Source organism: Saccharicrinis fermentans DSM 9555 = JCM 21142, from assembly GCF_000517085.1.
GTDB classification, from domain to species: domain Bacteria; phylum Bacteroidota; class Bacteroidia; order Bacteroidales; family Marinilabiliaceae; genus Saccharicrinis; species Saccharicrinis fermentans.
On record NZ_KI912107.1, the window covers coordinates 5131722 to 5152873 of the forward strand.

16 protein-coding genes and 1 riboswitch are annotated in these 21152 nt (G+C 40.3%); of the genes, 11 read left to right on the forward strand and 5 right to left on the reverse strand.

Annotation, left to right across the window (positions count from 1 at the left end; translation table 11 throughout):
- The first annotated feature begins 4 nt into the window (after window positions 1-4).
- From CYTFE_RS0121160 to cobM, 10 genes are all read left to right on the forward strand, one after another.
- A complete protein-coding gene (locus tag CYTFE_RS0121160) occupies window positions 5-1018 on the forward strand; it encodes an ABC transporter ATP-binding protein (RefSeq protein WP_027473461.1) in 1014 nt (337 codons plus the stop codon).
- Complete coding sequence (locus tag CYTFE_RS0121165) at window positions 1015-1812, forward strand: nitrilase-related carbon-nitrogen hydrolase (protein ID WP_027473462.1); 798 nt, start codon at window positions 1015-1017, stop codon at window positions 1810-1812. The genes CYTFE_RS0121160 and CYTFE_RS0121165 overlap by 4 nt, the downstream gene beginning before the upstream one ends.
- Before the next feature lie 14 nt (window positions 1813-1826).
- Window positions 1827-2837, forward strand: coding sequence for a pyridoxal phosphate-dependent aminotransferase (locus CYTFE_RS0121170; protein ID WP_027473463.1), 1011 nt, complete (start codon window positions 1827-1829; stop codon window positions 2835-2837).
- The gene (gene cbiB / locus CYTFE_RS27535) at window positions 2828-3784 is read left to right on the forward strand and encodes an adenosylcobinamide-phosphate synthase CbiB (RefSeq protein WP_044212197.1); all 957 of its coding nucleotides are present in this window, start codon (window positions 2828-2830) and stop codon (window positions 3782-3784) included. Before CYTFE_RS0121170 ends, cbiB begins: the two co-directional genes overlap by 10 nt.
- Window positions 3785-3825: 41 nt before the next feature.
- A complete protein-coding gene (gene cobT / locus CYTFE_RS0121180; RefSeq protein WP_027473464.1) occupies window positions 3826-4896 on the forward strand; it encodes a nicotinate-nucleotide--dimethylbenzimidazole phosphoribosyltransferase in 1071 nt (356 codons plus the stop codon).
- A 1-nt stretch (window position 4897) separates the two neighbouring features.
- Window positions 4898-6217, forward strand: a complete 1320-nt coding sequence (locus CYTFE_RS0121185) for a cobyrinate a,c-diamide synthase (protein WP_027473465.1) — start codon at window positions 4898-4900, stop codon at window positions 6215-6217.
- Window positions 6214-6918, forward strand: coding sequence for a precorrin-2 C(20)-methyltransferase (locus tag CYTFE_RS0121190; RefSeq protein ID WP_027473466.1), 705 nt, complete (start codon window positions 6214-6216; stop codon window positions 6916-6918). The genes CYTFE_RS0121185 and CYTFE_RS0121190 overlap by 4 nt, the downstream gene beginning before the upstream one ends.
- Complete coding sequence (gene cobJ, locus CYTFE_RS0121195; protein WP_027473467.1) at window positions 6899-8302, forward strand: precorrin-3B C(17)-methyltransferase; 1404 nt, start codon at window positions 6899-6901, stop codon at window positions 8300-8302. Before CYTFE_RS0121190 ends, cobJ begins: the two co-directional genes overlap by 20 nt.
- A 181-nt stretch (window positions 8303-8483) precedes the next feature.
- A complete protein-coding gene (cbiE, locus tag CYTFE_RS0121200) occupies window positions 8484-9680 on the forward strand; it encodes a precorrin-6y C5,15-methyltransferase (decarboxylating) subunit CbiE (protein ID WP_027473468.1) in 1197 nt (398 codons plus the stop codon).
- Window positions 9681-9758: 78 nt separating this feature from the next.
- The gene (gene cobM, locus CYTFE_RS27540) at window positions 9759-11525 is read left to right on the forward strand and encodes a precorrin-4 C(11)-methyltransferase (protein WP_044212198.1); all 1767 of its coding nucleotides are present in this window, start codon (window positions 9759-9761) and stop codon (window positions 11523-11525) included.
- A 51-nt stretch (window positions 11526-11576) separates the two neighbouring features.
- Here the strand turns inward: cobM and CYTFE_RS27545 are convergent, their stop codons facing one another.
- Both CYTFE_RS27545 and CYTFE_RS0121215 read right to left on the reverse strand, forming a co-directional pair.
- Window positions 11577-12530, reverse strand: a complete 954-nt coding sequence (locus CYTFE_RS27545) for a sirohydrochlorin cobaltochelatase (protein ID WP_052343340.1) — start codon at window positions 12528-12530, stop codon at window positions 11577-11579.
- Window positions 12531-12568: 38 nt separating this feature from the next.
- Window positions 12569-14806 (reverse strand): TonB-dependent receptor, encoded by a 2238-nt coding sequence (locus CYTFE_RS0121215; protein WP_027473469.1) that lies wholly within the window; start codon window positions 14804-14806, stop codon window positions 12569-12571.
- Window positions 14807-14945: 139 nt separating this feature from the next.
- A riboswitch (cobalamin riboswitch) is annotated at window positions 14946-15161 on the reverse strand.
- A 135-nt stretch (window positions 15162-15296) separates the two neighbouring features.
- Here CYTFE_RS0121215 and cbiD point away from each other — a divergent pair.
- Window positions 15297-17126: a cobalt-precorrin-5B (C(1))-methyltransferase CbiD gene (gene cbiD, locus CYTFE_RS0121220; protein WP_027473470.1), complete on the forward strand. Its 1830-nt coding sequence runs from the start codon at window positions 15297-15299 to the stop codon at window positions 17124-17126.
- A 63-nt stretch (window positions 17127-17189) separates the two neighbouring features.
- Here cbiD and CYTFE_RS0121225 read toward each other — a convergent pair whose 3' ends face one another.
- From CYTFE_RS0121225 to CYTFE_RS0121235, 3 genes are all read right to left on the reverse strand, one after another.
- Complete coding sequence (locus tag CYTFE_RS0121225; RefSeq protein WP_027473471.1) at window positions 17190-18488, reverse strand: class II aldolase/adducin family protein; 1299 nt, start codon at window positions 18486-18488, stop codon at window positions 17190-17192.
- A 113-nt stretch (window positions 18489-18601) separates the two neighbouring features.
- Entirely contained in the window at window positions 18602-19978 is a 1377-nt protein-coding gene (locus CYTFE_RS0121230) for an FGGY-family carbohydrate kinase (RefSeq protein WP_027473472.1), read from the reverse strand.
- A 2-nt stretch (window positions 19979-19980) separates the two neighbouring features.
- Window positions 19981-21096 carry a class II aldolase/adducin family protein gene (locus tag CYTFE_RS0121235; protein ID WP_027473473.1) on the reverse strand — a complete coding sequence of 372 codons (1116 nt, stop codon included), beginning with the start codon at window positions 21094-21096 and terminating at the stop codon, window positions 19981-19983.
- Window positions 21097-21152 lie beyond the last annotated feature (56 nt).

Below are 21152 nucleotides of genomic sequence, written 5' to 3' on the forward strand. Positions count from 1 at the left end.
GATTTTGAAAAAGGAAATATTAAATATCAATAAGCTGACCATTGGTTACGGCAAAGGAAAGCGAAGCAAAGTGGTGCATGCAGGATTGAATGCAAGTATGTATGAGGGGGAATTGCTTTGTTTGCTGGGCGAGAATGGTACTGGTAAAAGTACCTTGATTCGTACCATATGCGGTTTTCAAGCAGCATTGGATGGTGAGGCTTCCATGTTGGGAAAGAATCTTTTGAATCTTTCAGAAAAAGAGCTGTCAAAGATGGCTGCAGTTGTGCTAACTGATCGGGTTATCGTGCCTAATGCCACGGTTGAGGAGCTGGTTGGCTTGGGCCGAAGCCCCTATACCGGGACCTTTGGTATACTAAATGAAGAGGATAAGCGTATTGTACATTCGGCCATTCAAAAATGTGGAATACTCCATAAAAAGAAAGAACGGCTCTCGAATCTGAGCGATGGAGAAAAGCAAAAGGCTTTTATTGCCAAAGCACTGGCTCAGGATACGCTAGTGATTATTTTGGACGAGCCAACCGCCTTTTTGGATATGCCGTCGCGTGTTGAAATTATTCATCTATTAAGGCAAATTGCCAATACTTCTGGCAAGTCAGTATTGATGTCAACTCATGATTTGGATTTGGCTATGCAAATGGCCGACAGATTGTGGTTGTTAACAGCTCATAAGCCACTCATGATTGGTAGCCCGGAGGATTTGTTGCTCACCAACGAGTTTCAGACTATTTTTCAGAAAAGTGGTATCGAGTTTGATAACCGTACCGGCCTTTTTAGGGTTGAGTATGATTTTCAAGCATCCGTATCAGTACAGGGACATGGCTTTGAATATGTTTTGTTGCGCAGAGCATTGGCGCGTAAGGGCATCAAAACCACACAAAAAGATAAAGAGGAACCAGTGTGGGTGGAGATTAGTAATCAAGGAGAGGTGCTGTTTAATTTATATAAAAACAATGTTTGTGTCACCAGAGAAACTTCGGTGGAGCGGGTGGTTACGCATATATGTAAATTGTTATGAAGTTATTGGCAGTAAGTTCATACAGTGAAGTAGGTGATGTTCGGCGAAATGTATTGGACACCATACAATGGATTGAAAAGGCGCAGGCTAATGGGGTTGATTTTGTATTGTTTCCGGAGCTAAACCTATCCGGATATACCAAAGATAGGGAAGTCATAGATGAGGTGTTGGCGCAAAAAGAGGCCATCTTTCAGGACTTGAAAAATATATCGAAGCAAGTAAGTCTGGCCTTTGCCATTGGTTTTCCGGAAAAGGAGGGGACTTTTTATTATATCTCTCATTTTTTATTTTCAGACGGAGCCGTGGTTGGTGTTCATAGAAAAACACACTTAGGACCCACTGAAAAAGAATGTTATTCAGAAGGAAATGAAATGAATGTTTATGCAGTGGGTCAAATAAAGATTGGATTTCAGCTGTGTTATGAAACGCATTTCCCAGAGATTAGTAGTATCCAAAGCAGAAAAGGTGCACATGTTTTAGCCATGCCTTTTGCATCTCCCCGCGAGAACGCAGTGGATAAGTTGGCGCGTTTTAAGCGTTTTCTGCCGGCAAGAGCATATGATAATAGTTGTTTTGTGATGGCTTGTAATTTGGGAATGAGCATGAAAGGAGAAAGTGGAGGGGTCAGGTTGGCTTTAATAATAAACCCTAAAGGAGAGCTGATTGGCCAAGAAACAGATGGCAGTAGCATGGTGACTATCTCGTTGGAGGAGATAGAAAGAATTCACCAGACAAAAATGGGACATTTCAACCATTGGAAACGGACAGATTTATTGAGAAGTTATTATGAATGAAAGAATCATGAGTGATGATATATGGACATGGAGATGATCTTTATCAATATGATAAGATACATATAAATTTTAGTTCCAATGTTAAGCCCGGTGGAATGGACCGAGGCTTAAAGAAACATCTGGAAAATAGTGTTTCGGACTGTAGCTCTTATCCGGAGCCCAGAGCCAAAGAATTAGAGTTGTGTATAGAACAGGCATATCACTTACCGCCAGGAAGTGCATTGGTTACCAATGGAGCGGTGGAGGCCTTTTATCTTCTTGCTGCTTGGAAACAAGGATGTAATTCGTTGATTTATTACCCCTCTTTCTCTGAATATGAAGATGCTTGCCATAGGTATAATCATAAGCTTGAATTTGTATCCAATACAGAGCTTCAGGATAAGGTGGTGTATGGACAACATTTGGTGTGGTTGTGCAATCCAAATAATCCAGATGGTAAGATTTTCAGACCAGATACTCTTCAAGCTGTTGTTGAATATAACAAAGGCACTTTGTTTGTGATTGATGAGGCTTATATTGATTTTGTGGAGGAGGATGTATCCATGATAAAATGGTTGTCTGCATACAAGAACTTAATAATTATCCGCTCTCTCACCAAGCGTTTTGTTATACCTGGATTGCGATTGGGATATTTGTTGGCAGCTCCGGATATAGTTGCTCAGCTTGAAAAATTAATCATTCCCTGGCGTATCAATATCTTAGCCCAAAAGGCAGGGATGTACTGTTTAAAAGAAGGGTGTAAGGATGGTTTTGATTTGGCCACGATCCTTAAGGAATCAAAGAGACTGCAAAATGAAATTAACAAGGTAGATGGTTTCTCGGTTGTATTTTCGGATACTACTTTTTTTCTGGTTAAATCTCGATGGAAAGCAAGTGAGGTAAAAAGTAAGCTGATTGATAAATATGGCATATTGATACGGGATGCTTCTAATTTTAGAGGATTGACAGATGAGCATTTTCGTGTGGCCTGTCAAACGCCATCGCAAAATAATGAACTCATTAAAGCATTCAGAAAGTGGAGATAGTATATGGTCATTGTGTGGCGTTAGTCGTAGGTTTTATTTTGGATAAAGCTTTGGGGGATCCAACCTGCCTTCCTCACCCCATTGTAGTCTTTGGAAATATGATTGCATTGGCTGATAAAAAATTAAATCACCATCCTTATCGATTATGGAAAGGGGCACTTAGTTCACTAGTGATGGTTGTGGTTGTGTATTTGTTTTTTGCAGGTCTCATATATGGAGCATATGCGATACATCTGTTTGTGGGGTGTTTTGTTGAAAGCATTTTTGTTTTTTATGGTATTGCTGCCACCACGTTGATCAATGAGGGTAAGGCAGTTTTTGGTGTGCTGGAAAAGGAGGGTTTAGAACAGGGGCGGAGACAATTGGCTCGTATTGTGGGACGTGATACCAGCCAGATAGATGAGGAACATATTAAAAAAGCTACACTGGAGACGTTGGCAGAAAACTTGAGTGATGGGGTGGTGGCTCCTTTGTTTTGGTTTATCATAGGTGGTGTGCCTGCCATGATGAGCTATAAGATGATCAATACACAGGATTCAATGATAGGTTATAAGAGTGATAAATATTTGTATTATGGTCGTTTTTCGGCCAAGCTGGATGACGTGGTGAATTATATACCGGCGAGAATAACTGCTTTTTTGATGGCCTTGTTTAGCTTTAAAAAGAAAGCCTTTCGGTTTATTTTCTGGTTCGGAAGAGCACATACCAGTCCTAACGCTGGTTACCCGGAAGCAGCTTTGGCCGGCATCCTTGATGTGCAATTTGGGGGTACGCATGTTTATTTTGGAAAGGCTGTTCGTAAACCTGTTATAGGAGAAAAGGATCGTATTATTTTGGGTTCCGACCTGGATAAGACAGTGCGTAATATGCAATGGGTTGTGGTTGGAATGGTACTCATAGGTATGGCTGTTCTTTTGAGCATGCATTTGCCCTTGAGCCTATGGTAATGATATATGATAAAAGTTAAAGCATTTAAATAAATTCCCAGATGGAAGCATTAAAAAATTTGAATATTCAGAGTACCGGTAATGCGGAGTTGGAAGAGGCACTTCAGCATAAAATTGACCGGAAAACCAAACCTATTGGTTCGTTGGGACAGATGGAACGTATTGCAGCACAGGTTGGGTTAATACAGCAGACCCTATCTCCAAAGCTCTGCAAACCAGTGATGTTGACCGTGGCTTCTGATCACTGGATTACCGATGAGGGTGTTAGTCCTGTGAGTACTAATATTACATGGCAGCAGGTGCTTAATTTTATTGGTGGCGGAGGCGGTATAGGCTTGTTTTGTGATGTTTATGGCTTTGACTTGTATGTGGTTGATGCGGGTGTTAATTATGATTTTCCTGAGCATCCCAAACTCATTGATAAAAAAGTAAGAAAAGGGACACGTAATTTTTTGCATGAACATGCCATGACAGATGAAGAGTGTAATCAAGCGATACAGAATGGTCGTGATGTGGTTCGCTCTTTTGCACAAAAGGGTAGTAATGTGGTTGCTTTCGGAGAAATGGGGATAGGAAACACCAGTCCGGCTACGGCTTTACTTTCTGTATTTTCCTCAACGCCTGTTGAAACTTGTACAGGGCCGGGATGTGGCTTAAGTCCTGATGGAGTGGTGAATAAAGCAGCAGTGTTAAAGCAGGCCATTGCTAAACATGGCATTGCTGATAAGCCGGAGGATAATTTGGCTCGCTTTGGAGGATTGGAGATTGCTACCATCGCCGGAGGAATGTTGGAGGCTGCTGCTCAAAGAATGCTGATTGTGGTGGATGGTTTTATTACCTCTTCGGCCTTTATGGCTGCCTATGAAATTTGTTCTACGGTTAAAGAGTATGCAGTTTTTGCACATTCTTCCAAGGAAAATGGTCATAAATTAATGTTGGGGCATATGAAGGCAGAGGCGATTATGGATTTAGATTTGCGTTTGGGAGAAGGAACAGGAGCCGCAGTTGCTTACCCCATCATTCAGGGCAGTGTTGAAATGTTAAATAGGATGACCACTTTTGATGAAACAGAAGTGGAAGATACGACGAGTGTTAAATATATTGAGAAATAGCATGGTACATAATTCAATGTCATCATTCTTGGTGGCGGCCCCCAAGAGTAATTCAGGCAAGACTATGGTTACGCTTGGTTTGATGCACGCTTTGGTAAAGCGTGGTTTTAAGGTGCAACCCTTTAAGTGCGGTCCTGACTATATTGATCCCATGCATCATACAAAGATAGCAGGAAAGTCATCCTATAACCTAGATCTATGGATGTCTTCTGCTGAGCATGTGCAAGATGTTTTTAAAAAGCAGAGTAGAGATGCTGATGTGGCCATAGCCGAAGGTGTTATGGGGTTGTTTGATGGAGCCAAAAAAGATGAAGGAAGCTCGGCTGCAGTGGCTCGACTGTTACATATGCCGGTTGTCTTGGTGGTGGATGCATCCAGCACAGCTTATTCTGTGGCTCCTCTTTTATATGGTTTTAAAAACTTTGATACACGTATAAAGTTAGCCGGTGTTATTTTTAATAAAGTGGCCAGTGAATCGCATTTTCAGTTTTTAAAAGAAGCGTCCATAGATGCAGGGGTGGATGTGTTAGGTTATTTGCCTCGTGATGAACGCTTGCATATTGAATCACGTCACCTCGGACTTCATTTGCCAGGTGAAAATAAGAACCTGAAAATAGTAGGGGTGGCTGCTGAGCTATTGGAGCAGAAGGTAGATATAGATTTGTTGTTGAGCCTTTCAAAACGAGAAGAAATGACCATTGCTTCAACACAGGATCGTGCTGGCGGAAAACTGAGAATAGCGATGGCTCACGATGAGGCATTTAGTTTCTCCTATTCTGCCAACCGTGATGTTTTATTGCAATTAGGGGATGTAAAGGAATTTAGTCCCTTGCACGATAACGCTTTGCCAGAGGCAGATTTAGTGTGGTTGCCGGGTGGATACCCTGAGTTGTTTGCCCAGGAATTGTCGGAGAATGGAGCCATGAGAAGGGCTATTATTAGTTATATTGATTCAGGAAAAGCATTGATAGCCGAATGTGGCGGAATGATGTATCTGGGAAATAAACTGATACAGAAAAATGGAGAGGCCTTTGAGATGTGTGGTGTATTTGATTTTGATACTTCGTTTGAACACATGAAATTACACCTGGGGTATCGGGAGCTCTTGGGACACAGTATGGCCGTGAGAGGACATGAGTTTCATTATTCCAGACTTATTGGAAAAGAAAAAGGGAGTGCTGAATTTCAGGTTAAAACAGCACGTAATAAAACGGCAGAAATGGCGGTCTTTAGAGAAAAAAACTGCTGGGCTTCGTATATGCATCTTTATTTGGGAGAGAAAGAAAAAATGCAGCAATTGTTAAATGAATTGGGTTTATGAATAAACAAGGTAAATTAACAGGGGTGGGGCTGGGACCCGGAGAACCGGAATTAATTACGGTGAAGGGCTTGAGAGCCTTGCAAGCAGCTGATATTATTTTTTATCCGGCAACGAAGGTGGGTGGAGGTAATAATGTATCCTTCTCTGCCAGGATATTAGATGCGTTGGAGCTTAAAGTCACTTGTGCCCCATTGTATATTCCTATGTCGGGGAAAAATAGAGCAGATAACTACCAGGTAGCTTTTGATGCCATCAAAAAAGAATATGATGCCGGAAGGCACGTAGCCGTGGTTTCAGAAGGTGATTTGTTATTTTATAGCACCTTTGGCTATTTGTTGGATTTGGCTAAGAAAGAGCAGATGAATTACGAATTAATTCCTGGCATTCCTGCATTTATTGCAGCAGGGTCTCAAGGTGTCCAAGCCATTGTGGAAGGTAACCAAGCGTTTAAGGTGATCGCCCGGCCAGATAGTTTCGAGCAAATTGAGGAGGCCTTGAAAGAGAATGTAACCTTGGTGGTGATGAAAATGAGTGTGTTAAAAGACTGGTATCTTTTTTTGAAGAATAGTAGTCATGCATTTTTTTATATAGAAAAAGTAGGAACAGATCAGCAATTTTCAACAACAGAGGATAAGGATTTGGAATGTAGAACAATACCTTATTTTTCATTAATCGTATTTTATGGACAAAAAGATTTATAGTATAGGGATAGGTCCGGGGAAAGAACAATTTCTTACACCGCAAGCTAAATATGCCATTGAGGCGGCTGAGGTTATTGTAGGGTATAGTTACTATTTTCAGCACGTAAGTCAGTTGACCCACGGTAAGGAGTTGATTGATACCGGTATGAAAAAAGAGCGTCAAAGAGCCGAAAAGGCCTTTGAGTTGGCCGAAAGTGGTAAGGTAGTAGCCGTAATTAGTAGTGGTGATTCCGGAGTATACGGAATGGCTCCTTTGTTGTGGGAGATGAAAGCTGAAAGGAATTCGGAGGTCGAACTGGAAGTAGTACCCGGAATATCAGCGATGTTTGCTGCAGCTGCTCGATTGGGAGCTCCATTGGGTCATGATTTTTGTTCTATATCCATGTCGGATCTACTAACGCCATGGGAGAAAATAGAGAAGCGCATTGTGGCAGCTGCCGAAGCTGACTTTGTGACCGCTGTATACAATCCTTTAAGTAAAGGTCGCTTTTGGCAATTGATGCGATTAAAGGAGTTGTTCCTAGAACAAAGATCGCCTGATACACCTGTGGGTATTGCCCGGAATGTGGGGCGGGAAGATGAGAAGATTCAACTTGTTAAATTGGTAGATCTGGATGTGTCTATGGCTGATATGTTTACCGTTTTGATTATAGGGAATAGCCAAACTTTTAGTAGTGCTGGAAAGATGGTAACGCCAAGAGGTTACTATGTTTCTAAAGAAGTGAATTCGGATAAACTGGGACGACGTATTATGAATGAGAGCTTTCGGACTATTCTTGAGAATATAGATGTGTCAGATAGGTCCTTGGCCCATACATGGGTGGCATTGCATTGTATTCATACCACGGCAGATTTTAGCTTAAATGAGTCTGTGGAATTGACGAATAATGTGGTGGAAGTACTGCATGAAAAGTTATATGCAGGACATCCTCCTGTTATTGTTACCGATGTGTCCATGGTCACCAGAGGTATCCGTCGTGCTACGGCGCAAAAATTGGGGTTGCAGATCAAATGTTATCTGGATGATGATCGGGTACGACAAATGGCTTCGGATATGGATATAACCCGAACACAAGCCGGTATCCGTCTGGCAGTGCAGGAGCATCCCAATGCGATTTTTGCCTTTGGAAATGCTCCTACTGCATTGATTGAACTGGTGAAACTGATACGTAATGGAAAGGCTCAGCCATCTGGTGTTGTGGCCGCGCCAGTGGGTTTTGTCAACGTAAGGGAAAGTAAATGGCAGTTGAAATATGGCTGTCCTGATTTGCCAGCTGTTTTTGTAAACGGACGTAAGGGAGGAAGCAATGTGGCTGCGACCATACTCAATGCTATTTTAAGTTGGAACGAAGCCAAAGAAATGCATCCGGGAGAGGGACTTTAAGTAGCGTATGGCTGTTGAAGGGTGCCATATATAAAGTGTTTTTTATGCGGAAGTAACGATTGTGGTAGGCTTTATGCATGCCATGTAAATATAGCAAGCCAGCACTTGGGCATTGGAAGTTTGTATCTTGAACATAGGAGTGATCAAGTGATTTATGTTTCATATTCATTGTTTATTATAAATGAAGATTACAATTATAGGAATATCGGATCGAGTACCCGAGTTTACAGCCAAGGAGCAACGATTGATTCAATCGGTCAAATTTTTTGCTGGGGGTAGTCGGCATAAGCAGTTGGTAGCCGACCTTTTGCCCGCAGAAAGTAGTTGGCACGACATTATTGTACCCCTATCGAACTTGTATAAGGCCATAGAGGATGCCTGTGACGATTGGGTGATTTTTGCTTCGGGCGATCCGCTGTTCTATGGTATCGGCATAACTTTGAAACGTGAGTTTCCTGATGTGAAAATAGATATATTACCAGATTTTAACTCGTTGCAATTGTTGGCACATCAGTTTCAGTTACCCTATGGTGAGTTTCAAACGATTTCCTTAACAGGACGATCCTTTGATGCGTTTGATAAGGCACTGATACAAGGTAAAGAACGTATGGGGATTCTTACGGATAGAAAAAATACGCCGACTACTATCGCTCACCGTATGCTTGATTTCGGTTATACAAACTATAGCATGTATTTTGGAGAGTGTTTGGGAGGTGAGAATCAACGGGTGTTGAAATTGAGTATTGAGGATGCTGCAAAAATGACCTTTCAACATCCCAATTGTTTTTATCTGGAAAAGACCGATGATGTCATCCCTCTTAAAGGTATTGTGGAAAGTGCATTTGAACCTTTGGAAGGAAGGCCAAAAATGATTACTAAAATGCCCATCAGAATGGCAACACTGGCTTTTATGGAGCTGAATACCAAAAAGGTATTTTGGGACGTGGGAGCATGTACGGGCAGTGTTTCAATTGATGCCCGTCTGAATCATCCGCACTTGAAAGTGGTCGCATTTGAAATCAGAAAGGAATCAGAAGGTATCATCCACCGGAATGCACAAAAGTTTAAAGCGCCAGGTATTGAGGTTTTGATAGGTGATTATCTTCAGGTTCAAAAAAGGGAGTTGAAGAAGCCTGATGCTGTATTCTTAGGAGGGTATGGAGGACGAATGGAAGCTGTGTTGGATGATATTCATCTGTACTTGAAAGAGAAGGGGCTGATTGCTTTTAACTCAGTCAGCGAAAGCAGCAAAAAGCGTTTTGTCGCTTGGTGCCATCAGCGTGCATATCAGATCACGCAATCGGTTCAGATGAGCGTTGATCAATTTAACCCCATTACCATATTGATTGCGCAAAAACCGGACAAACCAGATTTTTAAGGATGCCAATGCTTAGCGGATATTAAAGCAGGATTTTTGCCATCTAATAATGATTTTTAATAATAGAAATTCATATCAATGATAATAATAACACACTCAGATAAGGGAGAACTGCTGGCAAAGCAGTTGATTGAGAAGGGGCTAGGAGCAGAAGTGCATCGCTCGCCCAACGATTATGGTGTTCTTTGGAACAGCCATAAAGTATTGGTTTTTATTGGCGCTTTAGGTATCTGTGTGCGAGAGATAGCCCCGTACTTAAAAGATAAAAAGACCGACCCTGCTGTGCTGAATATGGATGTTAATGGACAGTTTGTGCAGCCAGTTGTATCCGGTCATATTGGAGGAGGTAATCAGTGGGCTAAAGAAATAGGACGTTTATGTGGGGCGCAGCCTGTGATAACAACAGTTAGTGACACCGCAGGTTTGTGGGCGCTTGATTTATTGCCACAAAAATACAGTTGGCAACTGGAGTGTGGGAATCAACTGACCCACCTGATGGCTTCATTTGTGAATGGAGAAAAAACAGCGCTGTTGTTGGAGGTCAGGGATAAAGGTACATTGGATTTAGAGAGCAGTGCACCATCGCATGTGGACGTATTTTTTAATGCGAAAGAGATGCAGGTTGAAGATTATAGCGTTGTGATAGCGGTTACACCATTTATTTATGATTTTGGGGATAAGGCTATTTTTTATCGTCCTAAAGTACTACAATTGGGTTTGGGCTGTCAGCGTGACCTGCCCTTTGAATTATTTGAAAGAGAATTGTTGGCGAGTCTGCAACAGCACAAGATTGCCTTTGCCTCTGTAGCCGCAGCAGGGACAGTGGATTTAAAAGCAGATGAGGAGGCTTTTTTGGCCTTTAGTAAGAAGCATCATATAGCACTTAAGTCTTTTGATGGAGCTACCTTAGCTCAATACGATATTCCGAACCCCTCGGCGAAAGTAAGCCAAGTGACAGGAAGTTATGGTGTGGCAGAGGCTGCTGCCATGCATTTATCGGACAATGGTCTTCTGGTGGAAAAAACAAAGATGAAGGCTGGGGAAAAGTTTTTTACTTTTTCGGTGGCTATTCATAAAGAAAATGAACGCAAAGGATTTGTTGAGATAGTTGGTGCAGGACCTGGTGACCCGGAATTGGTTTCTGTGAAAGGTAAAAAGTTATTGGAAACGGCAGACCTAATATTGTATGCGGGTAGTTTGGTGCCTAAAGAATTAACCTATTATGCAAAGTCGGGTTGTGTGGTAAAAAGTTCGGCCAAAATGGATTTGCTGACGCAGATAGAAACGATGCGTCCTTTCTATGAACGAGGATTGTTGGTGGTGCGACTACATACTGGTGATCCATGTATCTATGGGGCTATTCAAGAACAAATGGCCATCATGGATCAGATGGGCTGGAGCTATCGTATTACACCGGGAATATCTTCCTTTCAAGCCGCTGCGGCAGCTTTGCGGTCGCAGTTCACCATTCCGGAAGAGGTGCAAACCATTATACTCACCCGAGGAGAAGGAAGAACACCTGTGCCTGAGCGAGAGCAGTTGAGAAAACTGGCTAAGTCGCAAAGTACCATGTGTATCTACCTAAGTGCTTCCATTGCAGAAAAAGTGGAACACGAACTGATACAGCACTATCCCTCAGAAACACCTGTGGCTGTGTGTTATAAGTTAACCTGGAGGGATGAGAAGATATATCGTTGTACACTGGGAACACTGGCGAAGACGGTGCGTGAGAATAAGCTTACCATGACGACCTTGATTGTGGTAGGAAAAGCAATCGATAATCGTTCAGGTTTTTCAAAGTTGTATGACAAAAAATTTACCCATGCTTTTCGGCAAGGAAAATAAAATAAAGGGGGTTGTCATTTATAACAACCCCTTTTTAGTAGCACCTATGAATTAATCTAGTTTAGCGTCTTCCAAATGTGACAGCCAAATGTTATTTATTTCAGTATAATCTCCTAATCCTTTCATTACATCAGTAACCATATAGCCTTCCTTTTCCAGTTTAACTCTCCATGATTGTTCTTCTGCAGGCGCCGTATCATCAATAATACCGTTCATGTCATTGTTGGCATGGTCGCCGGCAATGGACATCAAAGGAGTGATGGTCACTTTCTGAGAATTCAGGTCCAGTGTTTTTAGTTTAGTGATGATAGCGTCGATGGAGGTGATGCCAGCTTCAAAGCCTACACCTTCAACCGTTCCAATAAAGAAGTGGGGAGCTAGCTTTTGTAATTCAGCCTCCAATTCTAGGTAGACTTTATCGTTTTCATGTGGAGTACCATGTCCCATAAAAAGTACTGGTTCGCCGGATACTCTCTGATCAGAGAATTTATCGGCCAAAATGGCTGCAACATCTTTTAAATCTTGGGTAGAACTGAGTAATGGTTTGCCAACTGCTATTTCTACACCGGGGTATTTATGCATTGTCTCTTCTACGGCTTCCATCAGTTCGTCATATTCTTCACCCGGGATTACATGTAACGATTGGATACTTATTTTTCGGTAGCCATCTTCTTCAATCATGATCCTCAACCCTTCTTGCGGGGTATCCCTGTCTATGATTTGTCCGTTTAAGCTTCCTTCCCCGTTACCTTGGCGTAGTTTGTTCAGGATAATATCTGAGGTGTAACCCCAGCGTATCTCTTCTCCTGTAAACTTTTCTTTGGCGGTGACATCAATATTTTCGAATGTCTTTTGAGGGGCTTCGTAGCTAGAACCGAAGGTAACCAGCATGATACCGTCTTTGTTTCCTAGTTCAAACTCATTTGAGGAGTTGTCATCATCGCAAGCAGGCAGTAATACCGCTATTGCAAATAAGATTACAAGTTTTTTTTTAATACTAAACATAGTGTTTGATTTTAATGAATGTTTATTTTGGTTGATAATTAGTTTGTCTGTTTTTCTTTGGCGAATTGAATTTTAATACCTGCATAAAGTGTTCTTCCAGGATTTAATGTTCCATAATGAGATCCATATGGACTATCGTCCACATAGTTGAATATATTATCAATGCCAGAGGTTAATGTGATATCCATATTTTTAAATTGTTTGTATTCGTAATTGGCTGTTAGCTTCCATAGTTGATAGGGTTTGGCATAGCTTTTTGTCAAATCTTCTTCCAGATAAAATTTTTCTGATTTGTAAACGCCTGATATAAGTAGGTTTAGTTTGTTTTTTAAGCATTTTTTATTCCAGGATACTTTAAGAGTTGCGCTGTGTTTTGATACGCCATTTAATGGGATGTTCTCTGTCATATTTTTGGCATCCACATAGCTATACCCTCCTTGCAGTGAGATGGGATGACTTATTCTGTAGCTGAAATAGTAATCGATGCCCAAGGTTCGTGCATTATCAATATTGTAGCGCATTTTGGTTTCTTCAATGCCTTGACGGGCATGTTCGTATTCCGTGGGAATAATTTCGAAGTCTATCTTATCGTAGATTCTGTTGTGATATACATTGAATCCGGTTGTGATTGTTTTCAATTTAATTTCTGGTGCGTATGATAAATAATGGGAGCGTTGAGGTTTTAATTCTTCATTGCCTAAATAGAGACGTAATGCTCCCATTCGTTCACTTTTGTAGTAGTAGTATAGCTCTTTCAGCGTTGGACTTTTGAAACCATATGCGTAATTGACTCTGTGGGTTATTTTTGACTGTTTGTACATGGCTGAAACCTTGGGTGTTGCCGAAGTGCCTGTGATATTATGTGATAGTAAACGTAATCCCGCAACCAAGACGGTTTTTTTAGTTAGCTTTATTTCATCCTGACAATAAATAGATGCAGTATGGGCTGATACCGTGGGTTTTGTTAATCGGTATTTGGCTTCAAGCTTATCGCTCATCAGTTCAGCACCCATACTTAATTTGTTCTTTGAGTTCATATGTACAACAGTTTTAAACTGTGCATTTATGATTCTTTGTGCCGAATTTCTAAAACGATCGCCAGGATAATAGGTCACCTTAATTAGATCGTCATTTGTGATGTATGTCTCATTATATTTGTATGGATATTCGTTGTAATACAAGTAATTTCCATAATCAATATTCAGCTCCATATAGTTTTTGTTTTTTAACTTATAGTATACACCCAATGCTGCATTTTGATTGTTGTAATAATAGTTATGCATTCGTCCTTTAAATGGAAAGTAAAGCGTTTTTTCGTACCAAGAAGCGTGCGTATGTATTTGTAGTTTTTTTGAAAAATGGTAATCAAAATTTTGGGTGATGGTATAACCACGTGATTTGTTTACTGGTTTATCATATGTGCGAACTAAAAAAGGTAGGTTGTGATTGCTTTCCCAAGATGGATTATATTTCATGTTATTGAGCTGCCAACCATCGATTTGTTGATAGGAGAACGTTGTTTTTGAAGAAAGTGCTCCTTTGTTGTAGGAGAAGGCGTTGAATTGTTTGAAATCACCATACTCTCCCATTCGCGTGTTGTTAGAGATGGTAGTTTTCTTCTTTTCTTTTTTTGTAATGATATTGATTACCCCGGCAATGGCATCGGATCCATATAGGGTTGAAGATGCCCCTTTGACAATTTCAATTTGTTCAATATCATCTGTGCTGATTCTACTAAGGTCGGTATATCCTCCAACTCCACCAGTGAGCCTTTTGCCATTTAGAAGGATGAGTACATAATCTGCGCCCAGTCCGTTAATTTTTATATTTGTACCCATGGAGCTGGATGTGAAATCAACCGAGGATGAGATGCCGGATATAATATCTTCCATATTTCGCCCTGCTATTTCCTGAATATCTTTCTGGGTGATGATTTCCGTTTGTACCGGTACATCATCTACTCTATGTTGTGTTCCCGTTCCGGTGACAACAATGGGGTTCATCTTATAGGAGGAAGGGCTTAGGGTGATGTCAATATGGTTGATGCCTTTATTCACATGAACCGTGGTGCAAAATTTTTCATATCCTATATGCGAAACGCACAAATTGTATGTTCCTGTAGAAGAAGGGTGAAGTTTATACGAGCCATCTTTTTTAGTAATGGTGGCTGTGTTATACAGACTGTCGATATATACATTGGCAAAGGGTAAGACCTCCTGGGTGCCGCTACAGCTTACGTTCCCCTCGAGGATAATATTTTGTGCATATGTTGTCATGCATATGAATAACGTAACAACGCTCAGTATGTTTTTATACATAGATAACGGTTCTATGCAACCAGAAAAGTAGCTCGTAAAAGCAAGTGTACAAATAAAACACAGAACAATTTTAACCTCTTTTCCCGGAAGCTTAAAATAAAAAGTTATTGCAATGGCAGGTTTCCTGACTTGTCCTTCTTTGTAACCTTCCCATTCGATTTTTGTCGAACAGTGGTGTAGATACAAAAGATTTTAATTGTTGTTGCAATTAAAACCCGGACTTACAGTAGCGGGTACTGTTCCGGATTTTCACCGGATTCCCTCTCTTATCTCAACTGTAGAAGAGATAATCACCATTATTTTGCGACAAATATATAAAAAATTTATTTAGGTAAATAGATTGCGCAAATAAGTTTTATGATAACATGAGGGTTTTTAATTATCTATGAATTTTTACTTTTGTCTTTTCAGGGCTTAGATAAAACAGTGAAAATTTAAGAAAAGGATTATGGTATTGGTTTTTGGAGGAACAACAGAAGGGATGATAGTTGCAGAACTGTTTGATCAGATAGGACAAGCATATTTTTATTCTACAAAGTCAGATGTGCATCAACAAATTAAAGGGAAAAGGATATTTGGAGCTATGAATCAGGAGGCTCTGAATACTTTTTGTGAAGAAAACAATATTCGATTGATAATTGATGCTGCCCATCCCTTTGCGAAGGAATTGCATCACAACATAGGTTGCGTTGCTGCGGCTAGGCAGATAGAGGTGATTCGTTATGAGCGGCAGTATTCTTCGTTTGCTTCTCCCTTGTTGCGGTATTTTGATTCGTATGAGGAGATGAATAATGCCTTATTGAATAGTACGTATGAAAATATATTGGCCTTAACGGGGGTGCAGACGATCGAACGCTTTAAGTCGGTCGGAGAGAGTAAGCGGCTTTATTTTAGGATCTTAGATACGGCTTTGAGCAGGGAGAAAGCCAAGGCATCGGGTATTCCTTCTCATTATATTATACCCATGAAACCGGAAGGAGATAAGGATGGTTTGGTTGCTCTATCTAAAGAGCTGCATGCCGAACTTCTTATGAGTAAAGAGAGTGGAGAGTCGGGTTTTTTTGAGGCCAAGGTACAGGCTGCTTGTCAGTTGAATATACCGCTATGGGTGGTGCGTAGACCAGCTTTACCGCAATTTAAACAGGTAGCGAATAATCCGAAGGGATTTTTACAGTTGTTTTATGAGTTAAAAAAATCAGCATTAAAAGAAGAAGGAGTCTTAAGAAGAGGTTTTACAACCGGCACCTGTGTTGCGGCATGTGCCAAAGCCTGTTGTATCGCATTGATGGAAGGAGCGTTTCCTGCCTGGGTAGAGGTGGTTTTGCCGGGAGGAGAGAAAGTGAGACTGGTGATTTTTTCGCAGGAACTAAGTGAAAAATCGGCAGCTTGTGTCGTGGTGAAGGATGCAGGTGATGATGCCGACGTTACACATGCCAAAGAGATTGGTTGTGAGCTATCCATCAGTGATATTGTGGGTATTCATTTTCAGAGGGGTAAAGGTGTTGGTGAAGTCACTTTGCCTGGTTTGCAAGTGCAAGTTGGTGAGCCGGCGATCAATCCAGTTCCTCGTAAAATGATTACGGACATGCTAAGTCAGATGATAGAGGAATATCGTTTAGCACATGGTTTTGCTGTTAAGCCCTTTGTGCCGGAAGGGGAAGAGCTGGCCAAACAAACCTTTAACTCGCGTGTTGGTGTGCTTGGAGGTATTTCAATTTTGGGCACCAGTGGTATAGTAGAGCCTTATTCCAATAAAGCATTTCTGGAGAGTATCCGGCAACAGGTTAGAGTGGCATTTGAAAGTACCTGTGGAGAGGTTGTTCTTACCTCAGGAAAAAGAAGTGAGAACAGACTGAAAGAAACATTTTCGCACCTGCCTTCGGTGGCCTTTATTCATTTTGGAAATATGGTGGGCGAAACCTTAAAATTGTCCGCCAAAGAAGGAATTGACAAAATAAATATGGCCCTGATGTTAGGGAAGGCCGTAAAACTTGCTGAGGGGCATATGGATACTTATAGTAAGAAGGTGGTTTTTAATCCTGCGTTTATAGCCAATTTAGCTATGCAGGCCGGCTATGCAGAAGAGATTGTGGAACAAATAAAGAATCAAAAATTGGCCAATGCAATAACAGATATAATTCCTTTTTCGGAGGAGGAGCCTTTTTATAAGCAAGTAGCAGAGTTATGTCATCAGAATTGTTTGAAACTGCTACCCAAAGAATGTCGTTTTACTTTTTATCTGCAAGTAGGAGAGTTAGGGGCTGTGAAGGTGAGTTAAAAAAGCGAGCAACGACTTTTATGTTTAGTGTTGCTCGTTTTTTTAGCTGGTAGTGTTTTCTACTTAGCCTAGAAACTTCTTTCTTAAAGCTTCAACTTGCGCATCGTTGATTGGAAATAATGTTCCCAGGGGTGCTCCCATCACCAGTGATTTGGCACTAAATTCAGCCACCTCTAATCTATCAAAGGTCTGTAATAGTTTATCACCGGTTACTAGAAATGAATCATTGGAAATAAGTACAGAAGGCACTGATTCGCTCAGTAATTCAGGTATTGTATTGTCGCCTTCAAAATGAGTTCCAAAAGGCAGGCAAGGAACATCTTGCAGGAATATCCAGCTTTCAGGAATGGTTCTCACATCAAATTTAACACCTGTTGTTCCATAGGCCATGAGATGAGGTGGTTGTGTAAGGATGATAGAGTTGATGTGAGGATTCATCTCGTAAATTTTCTGATGAAGAGAAAAGGATCGACTGGGTGTTTTTTCAGGCTCTGCTTTACCATCTTTTATTTGTACGATGTCATCGGGCATGATATCCCAGCGCGCAACATTGGGAGGTGTAATCAAAAAGTCATTGTCTTTCCAACGCACCGATACTGTTCCATATGAACTAATCATTAAACCTTGATCACAAGCTCGTCTGACAATATTGCAAATATCCTGACGGATAGAGCGCTCTTCAGGTGGGTAGGAGACCACTTTATTCTTAGGTATGTCGTATGGAATTTGCACTTCAAATGACTTGATTTGTTCATCTGTCAGATAAACAGGCTCACCTATCGTTTTAGCATTAATGATGGTTCTTGCACAAAATTCCAGCGTTTCAAAGCGAGTGTAAGCATCCATCATATCCGAACCGCCTAATACGGTGCCATGATTTTCCATGATTACTGCCATATTATTGCTATCCTTAAACTGGGCTGCAATTTTGGCTCCTAACTCTTCACTACCCGGCATGCCGTAGGGTGCATAACCAATGGAACCACAAATTTCCTTGGCTTGTGGAATGATATTCGTATTGGGAATATTTCGTACGATACTAAAGGAAACCAAAGCGGGTGGATGTGCATGAATAACTGCTTTTATTTCAGGTCGCACATCATAAATGGCTTTGTGAAATGGAAATTCTGATGAAGGGGTGTGATCGCCGATTATGGTGCCGTCTTTTTTTACACAAATGATATCTTTTTCGGTTAATGTACCTTTGTCGATGGCCGATGGTGTTACCCATATGTCGCCATTTTCATCTTTAATGGAAATGTTACCACCTGAGGTAGTCGTCATCCCATTTTTATAGATCCTACTAATTACCTTTGTTATCTGCACTTTGGGGTGCATTAACTTTACGTCTAATTGTTTCATATACTCTAATTAAATTTATCTTTTAGTGGACTTACGAACCTGACTTACTCGTTACTTTATGTTGGAGAATGACTTTCTTGGAGTTCGCGGCCAATTTTTTCTGATGTATTTTATTAAACCAAACGTCTTATTTCTTGCATGAATTCATTTGTGTCCATGCCAAATCCATCTATTTGATCTGCAATTACCAATGCTGCACCAAGTGCGCTAGCATTGTCAATATCTGAGGTAAAGACTTTTTTGTTTGAAAAGTGCTTTGTTAGAATATTTAAAAATATTGGATTTCTAGCAAAACCACCAGAAACATATATTACCTCCGTTTGATCGTTTGATGGTATGATGAGGTTGATAGAAGCAATGCATAAATGAGTTAATTCCATCACCATATAGGAATATGCTTCATTAAAAGAATAAAAAACGGATAAGTCTATTTTGCTTATCCCTCTCTCGAACTCGTTTATCCCCATTGGAAAGAAAACCCGATTATCACCAAGTTGTTTATATAATGTTTTAATTAAATTTTCTTGATACGGAATATTTTTGTAATAATCAGAATCGACTTTGAAATAAGTATTTAGCATTTTTACGAATTGTTCGTGGTAATGCCCCATGAATAAACGGGATGATTTCACCTGCTGTTTTTGAGTACTTAAAAAGCATAGGCAATCATTCATTAGTTGATGACTGGTTAATGGTTCATTGTTATAAGGATTCATGCTAATGCACCAAGTGCCTGTGGAGACTAGGATGAATTTCTCTGTTGAATTTTCCAGATAGGGTACCAATGAAGCGGAGCTATCATGGATACCCACGCCTGTTTTTATTGGCTTCCCTTTGATGTTTGCATGGTATACGGTATTATTGTTTACCGGAGTGGGAAGGTCTACTTTTAGCTCTTTTACCCATGTGTGGTATTGCATCTGATCAAAATTCCACATAAAGGTATGACAACCTATTGAAGTTGGTTCTGAGCACAACTTACCGGTTAGTATGTAGGAGAGGTATTGGGGAAGATGAAGAATGTTTTTTACCTGATTCCAAATCTCTTGTTTTTCTTTCTTTAGCCAAAGTATTTGAATGCCTGCATTTAATAGTAGGCCTAAAGCAGGACTGGCTGTTTGACGACAGAATTCATTTACTCCACCATATTTTGCAAACAAGGTGTTTTGAATATCAGTATTGATAGCCTTTAAATAGTTATATATGGGGGTTAATAAGCCTCCTTCTTTATTTAAAAAAGCCAAGGATGCTCCATAGGTTGAAAAATTAATTCCTTGAATGTCATACTTGGCATTCTCTATAAGTCTGTTTAAAGTGTCAACTATCCAATTTTGAATATGTATGATGTCATCACACTCAAAGCCACTTTCATCAACCGTAGTTTTAAATTTTTGCTCGCTCTGATATATTATTTTCAGTTTCTGGTCGAATAACAAAAATTTTTTATTGGTTTTACCAATGTCAAATATTGCAATAGCTTTAGATATCATTATTACTTATTTTCTTTAGATATTTTTCTGCGGTAATTTTCTACCTCCCAATGATCAATAAAGTTAATCTGCATCTGGGTCATAGGTCTGGGTCCTCCAAAATATTTTGATAAATAACTAATCTTCATCATATCCTTGTAAACATCCAGCACTATTTTTGCTGCGCGCAGGTTGTCCTCTATGCAGATAAGACCGTGACCTTCGTATGCGATCACTTTGGGGTAATAACCATTGATTTTCCTGAAGTCTGCAATTTTCATATTTACATCTTCTTGATCTGTAATAAACAGATATTTAGATTTACAGTACACTATATTGTCCGGTGTAAATGGAATATTCACCTCTGAGAAGGCAGTGCTATTTCTTACGAATAGTTGTGTTAACTTACTGTTGTCGATGATTTTGTATTTTTTTTCTTCGTTGTTTTGTATGTTAATCTGCTCAGCAAACCGTTTCAGTGCAAGATCCTCATGTACATTTTTGTCGGAAGGATAAGGAATGTCATTTTTTAATTTTTCTTCAATAAAAGTGTAGATATTATTGATTTCTTCACAAGTATTCGCACCTACGAATACCCCATGGTTCTCAAGAAAAATAATTTGTGCTTCTTTGTTTTTGCGGGTGCGATATTTTTGCAATGCGAAACGAACCTCTTTAAAGAGTGCATAGCCAGGGTTGGTATAGGGCACATAAATCACTTCATCACCAAATATTTCATTGATTACTTTCTCAGCATTTTTAGCACATAACACGCCATTAACAGCCGTTGGATGTGTATGCACAATGTACGCATATTGAATTATTTCGTGCATGCTGGCTTCCACCGAAGGTCTTTTGCCTATGGGAGATAAGACTGCGTTTAGCAGATCCTGTTTGACCTCCACCTCTCTTGTAGAGGTGTCATTACTGTATTTTTTCTGAGAAAGGATTTGCATCTTTCTTCTGTCTAAACACACAAAATCATCTATTTTTATGATTGCCATTGATGTACCACTGGCCTTGACCCACATTTTGTCCTTGTTTTTAAAGGAGCTATTGCCACCTCCCGCAATGATATATGCGGGATTCTGACCAAATGATTGAGATATTTTGATTAAATGATTGAGATTATTTTTCATAAGAAGATTTTTAAGGGCGATCAACAAAAACATAGGAGTAGAGAGTCGAATTATAT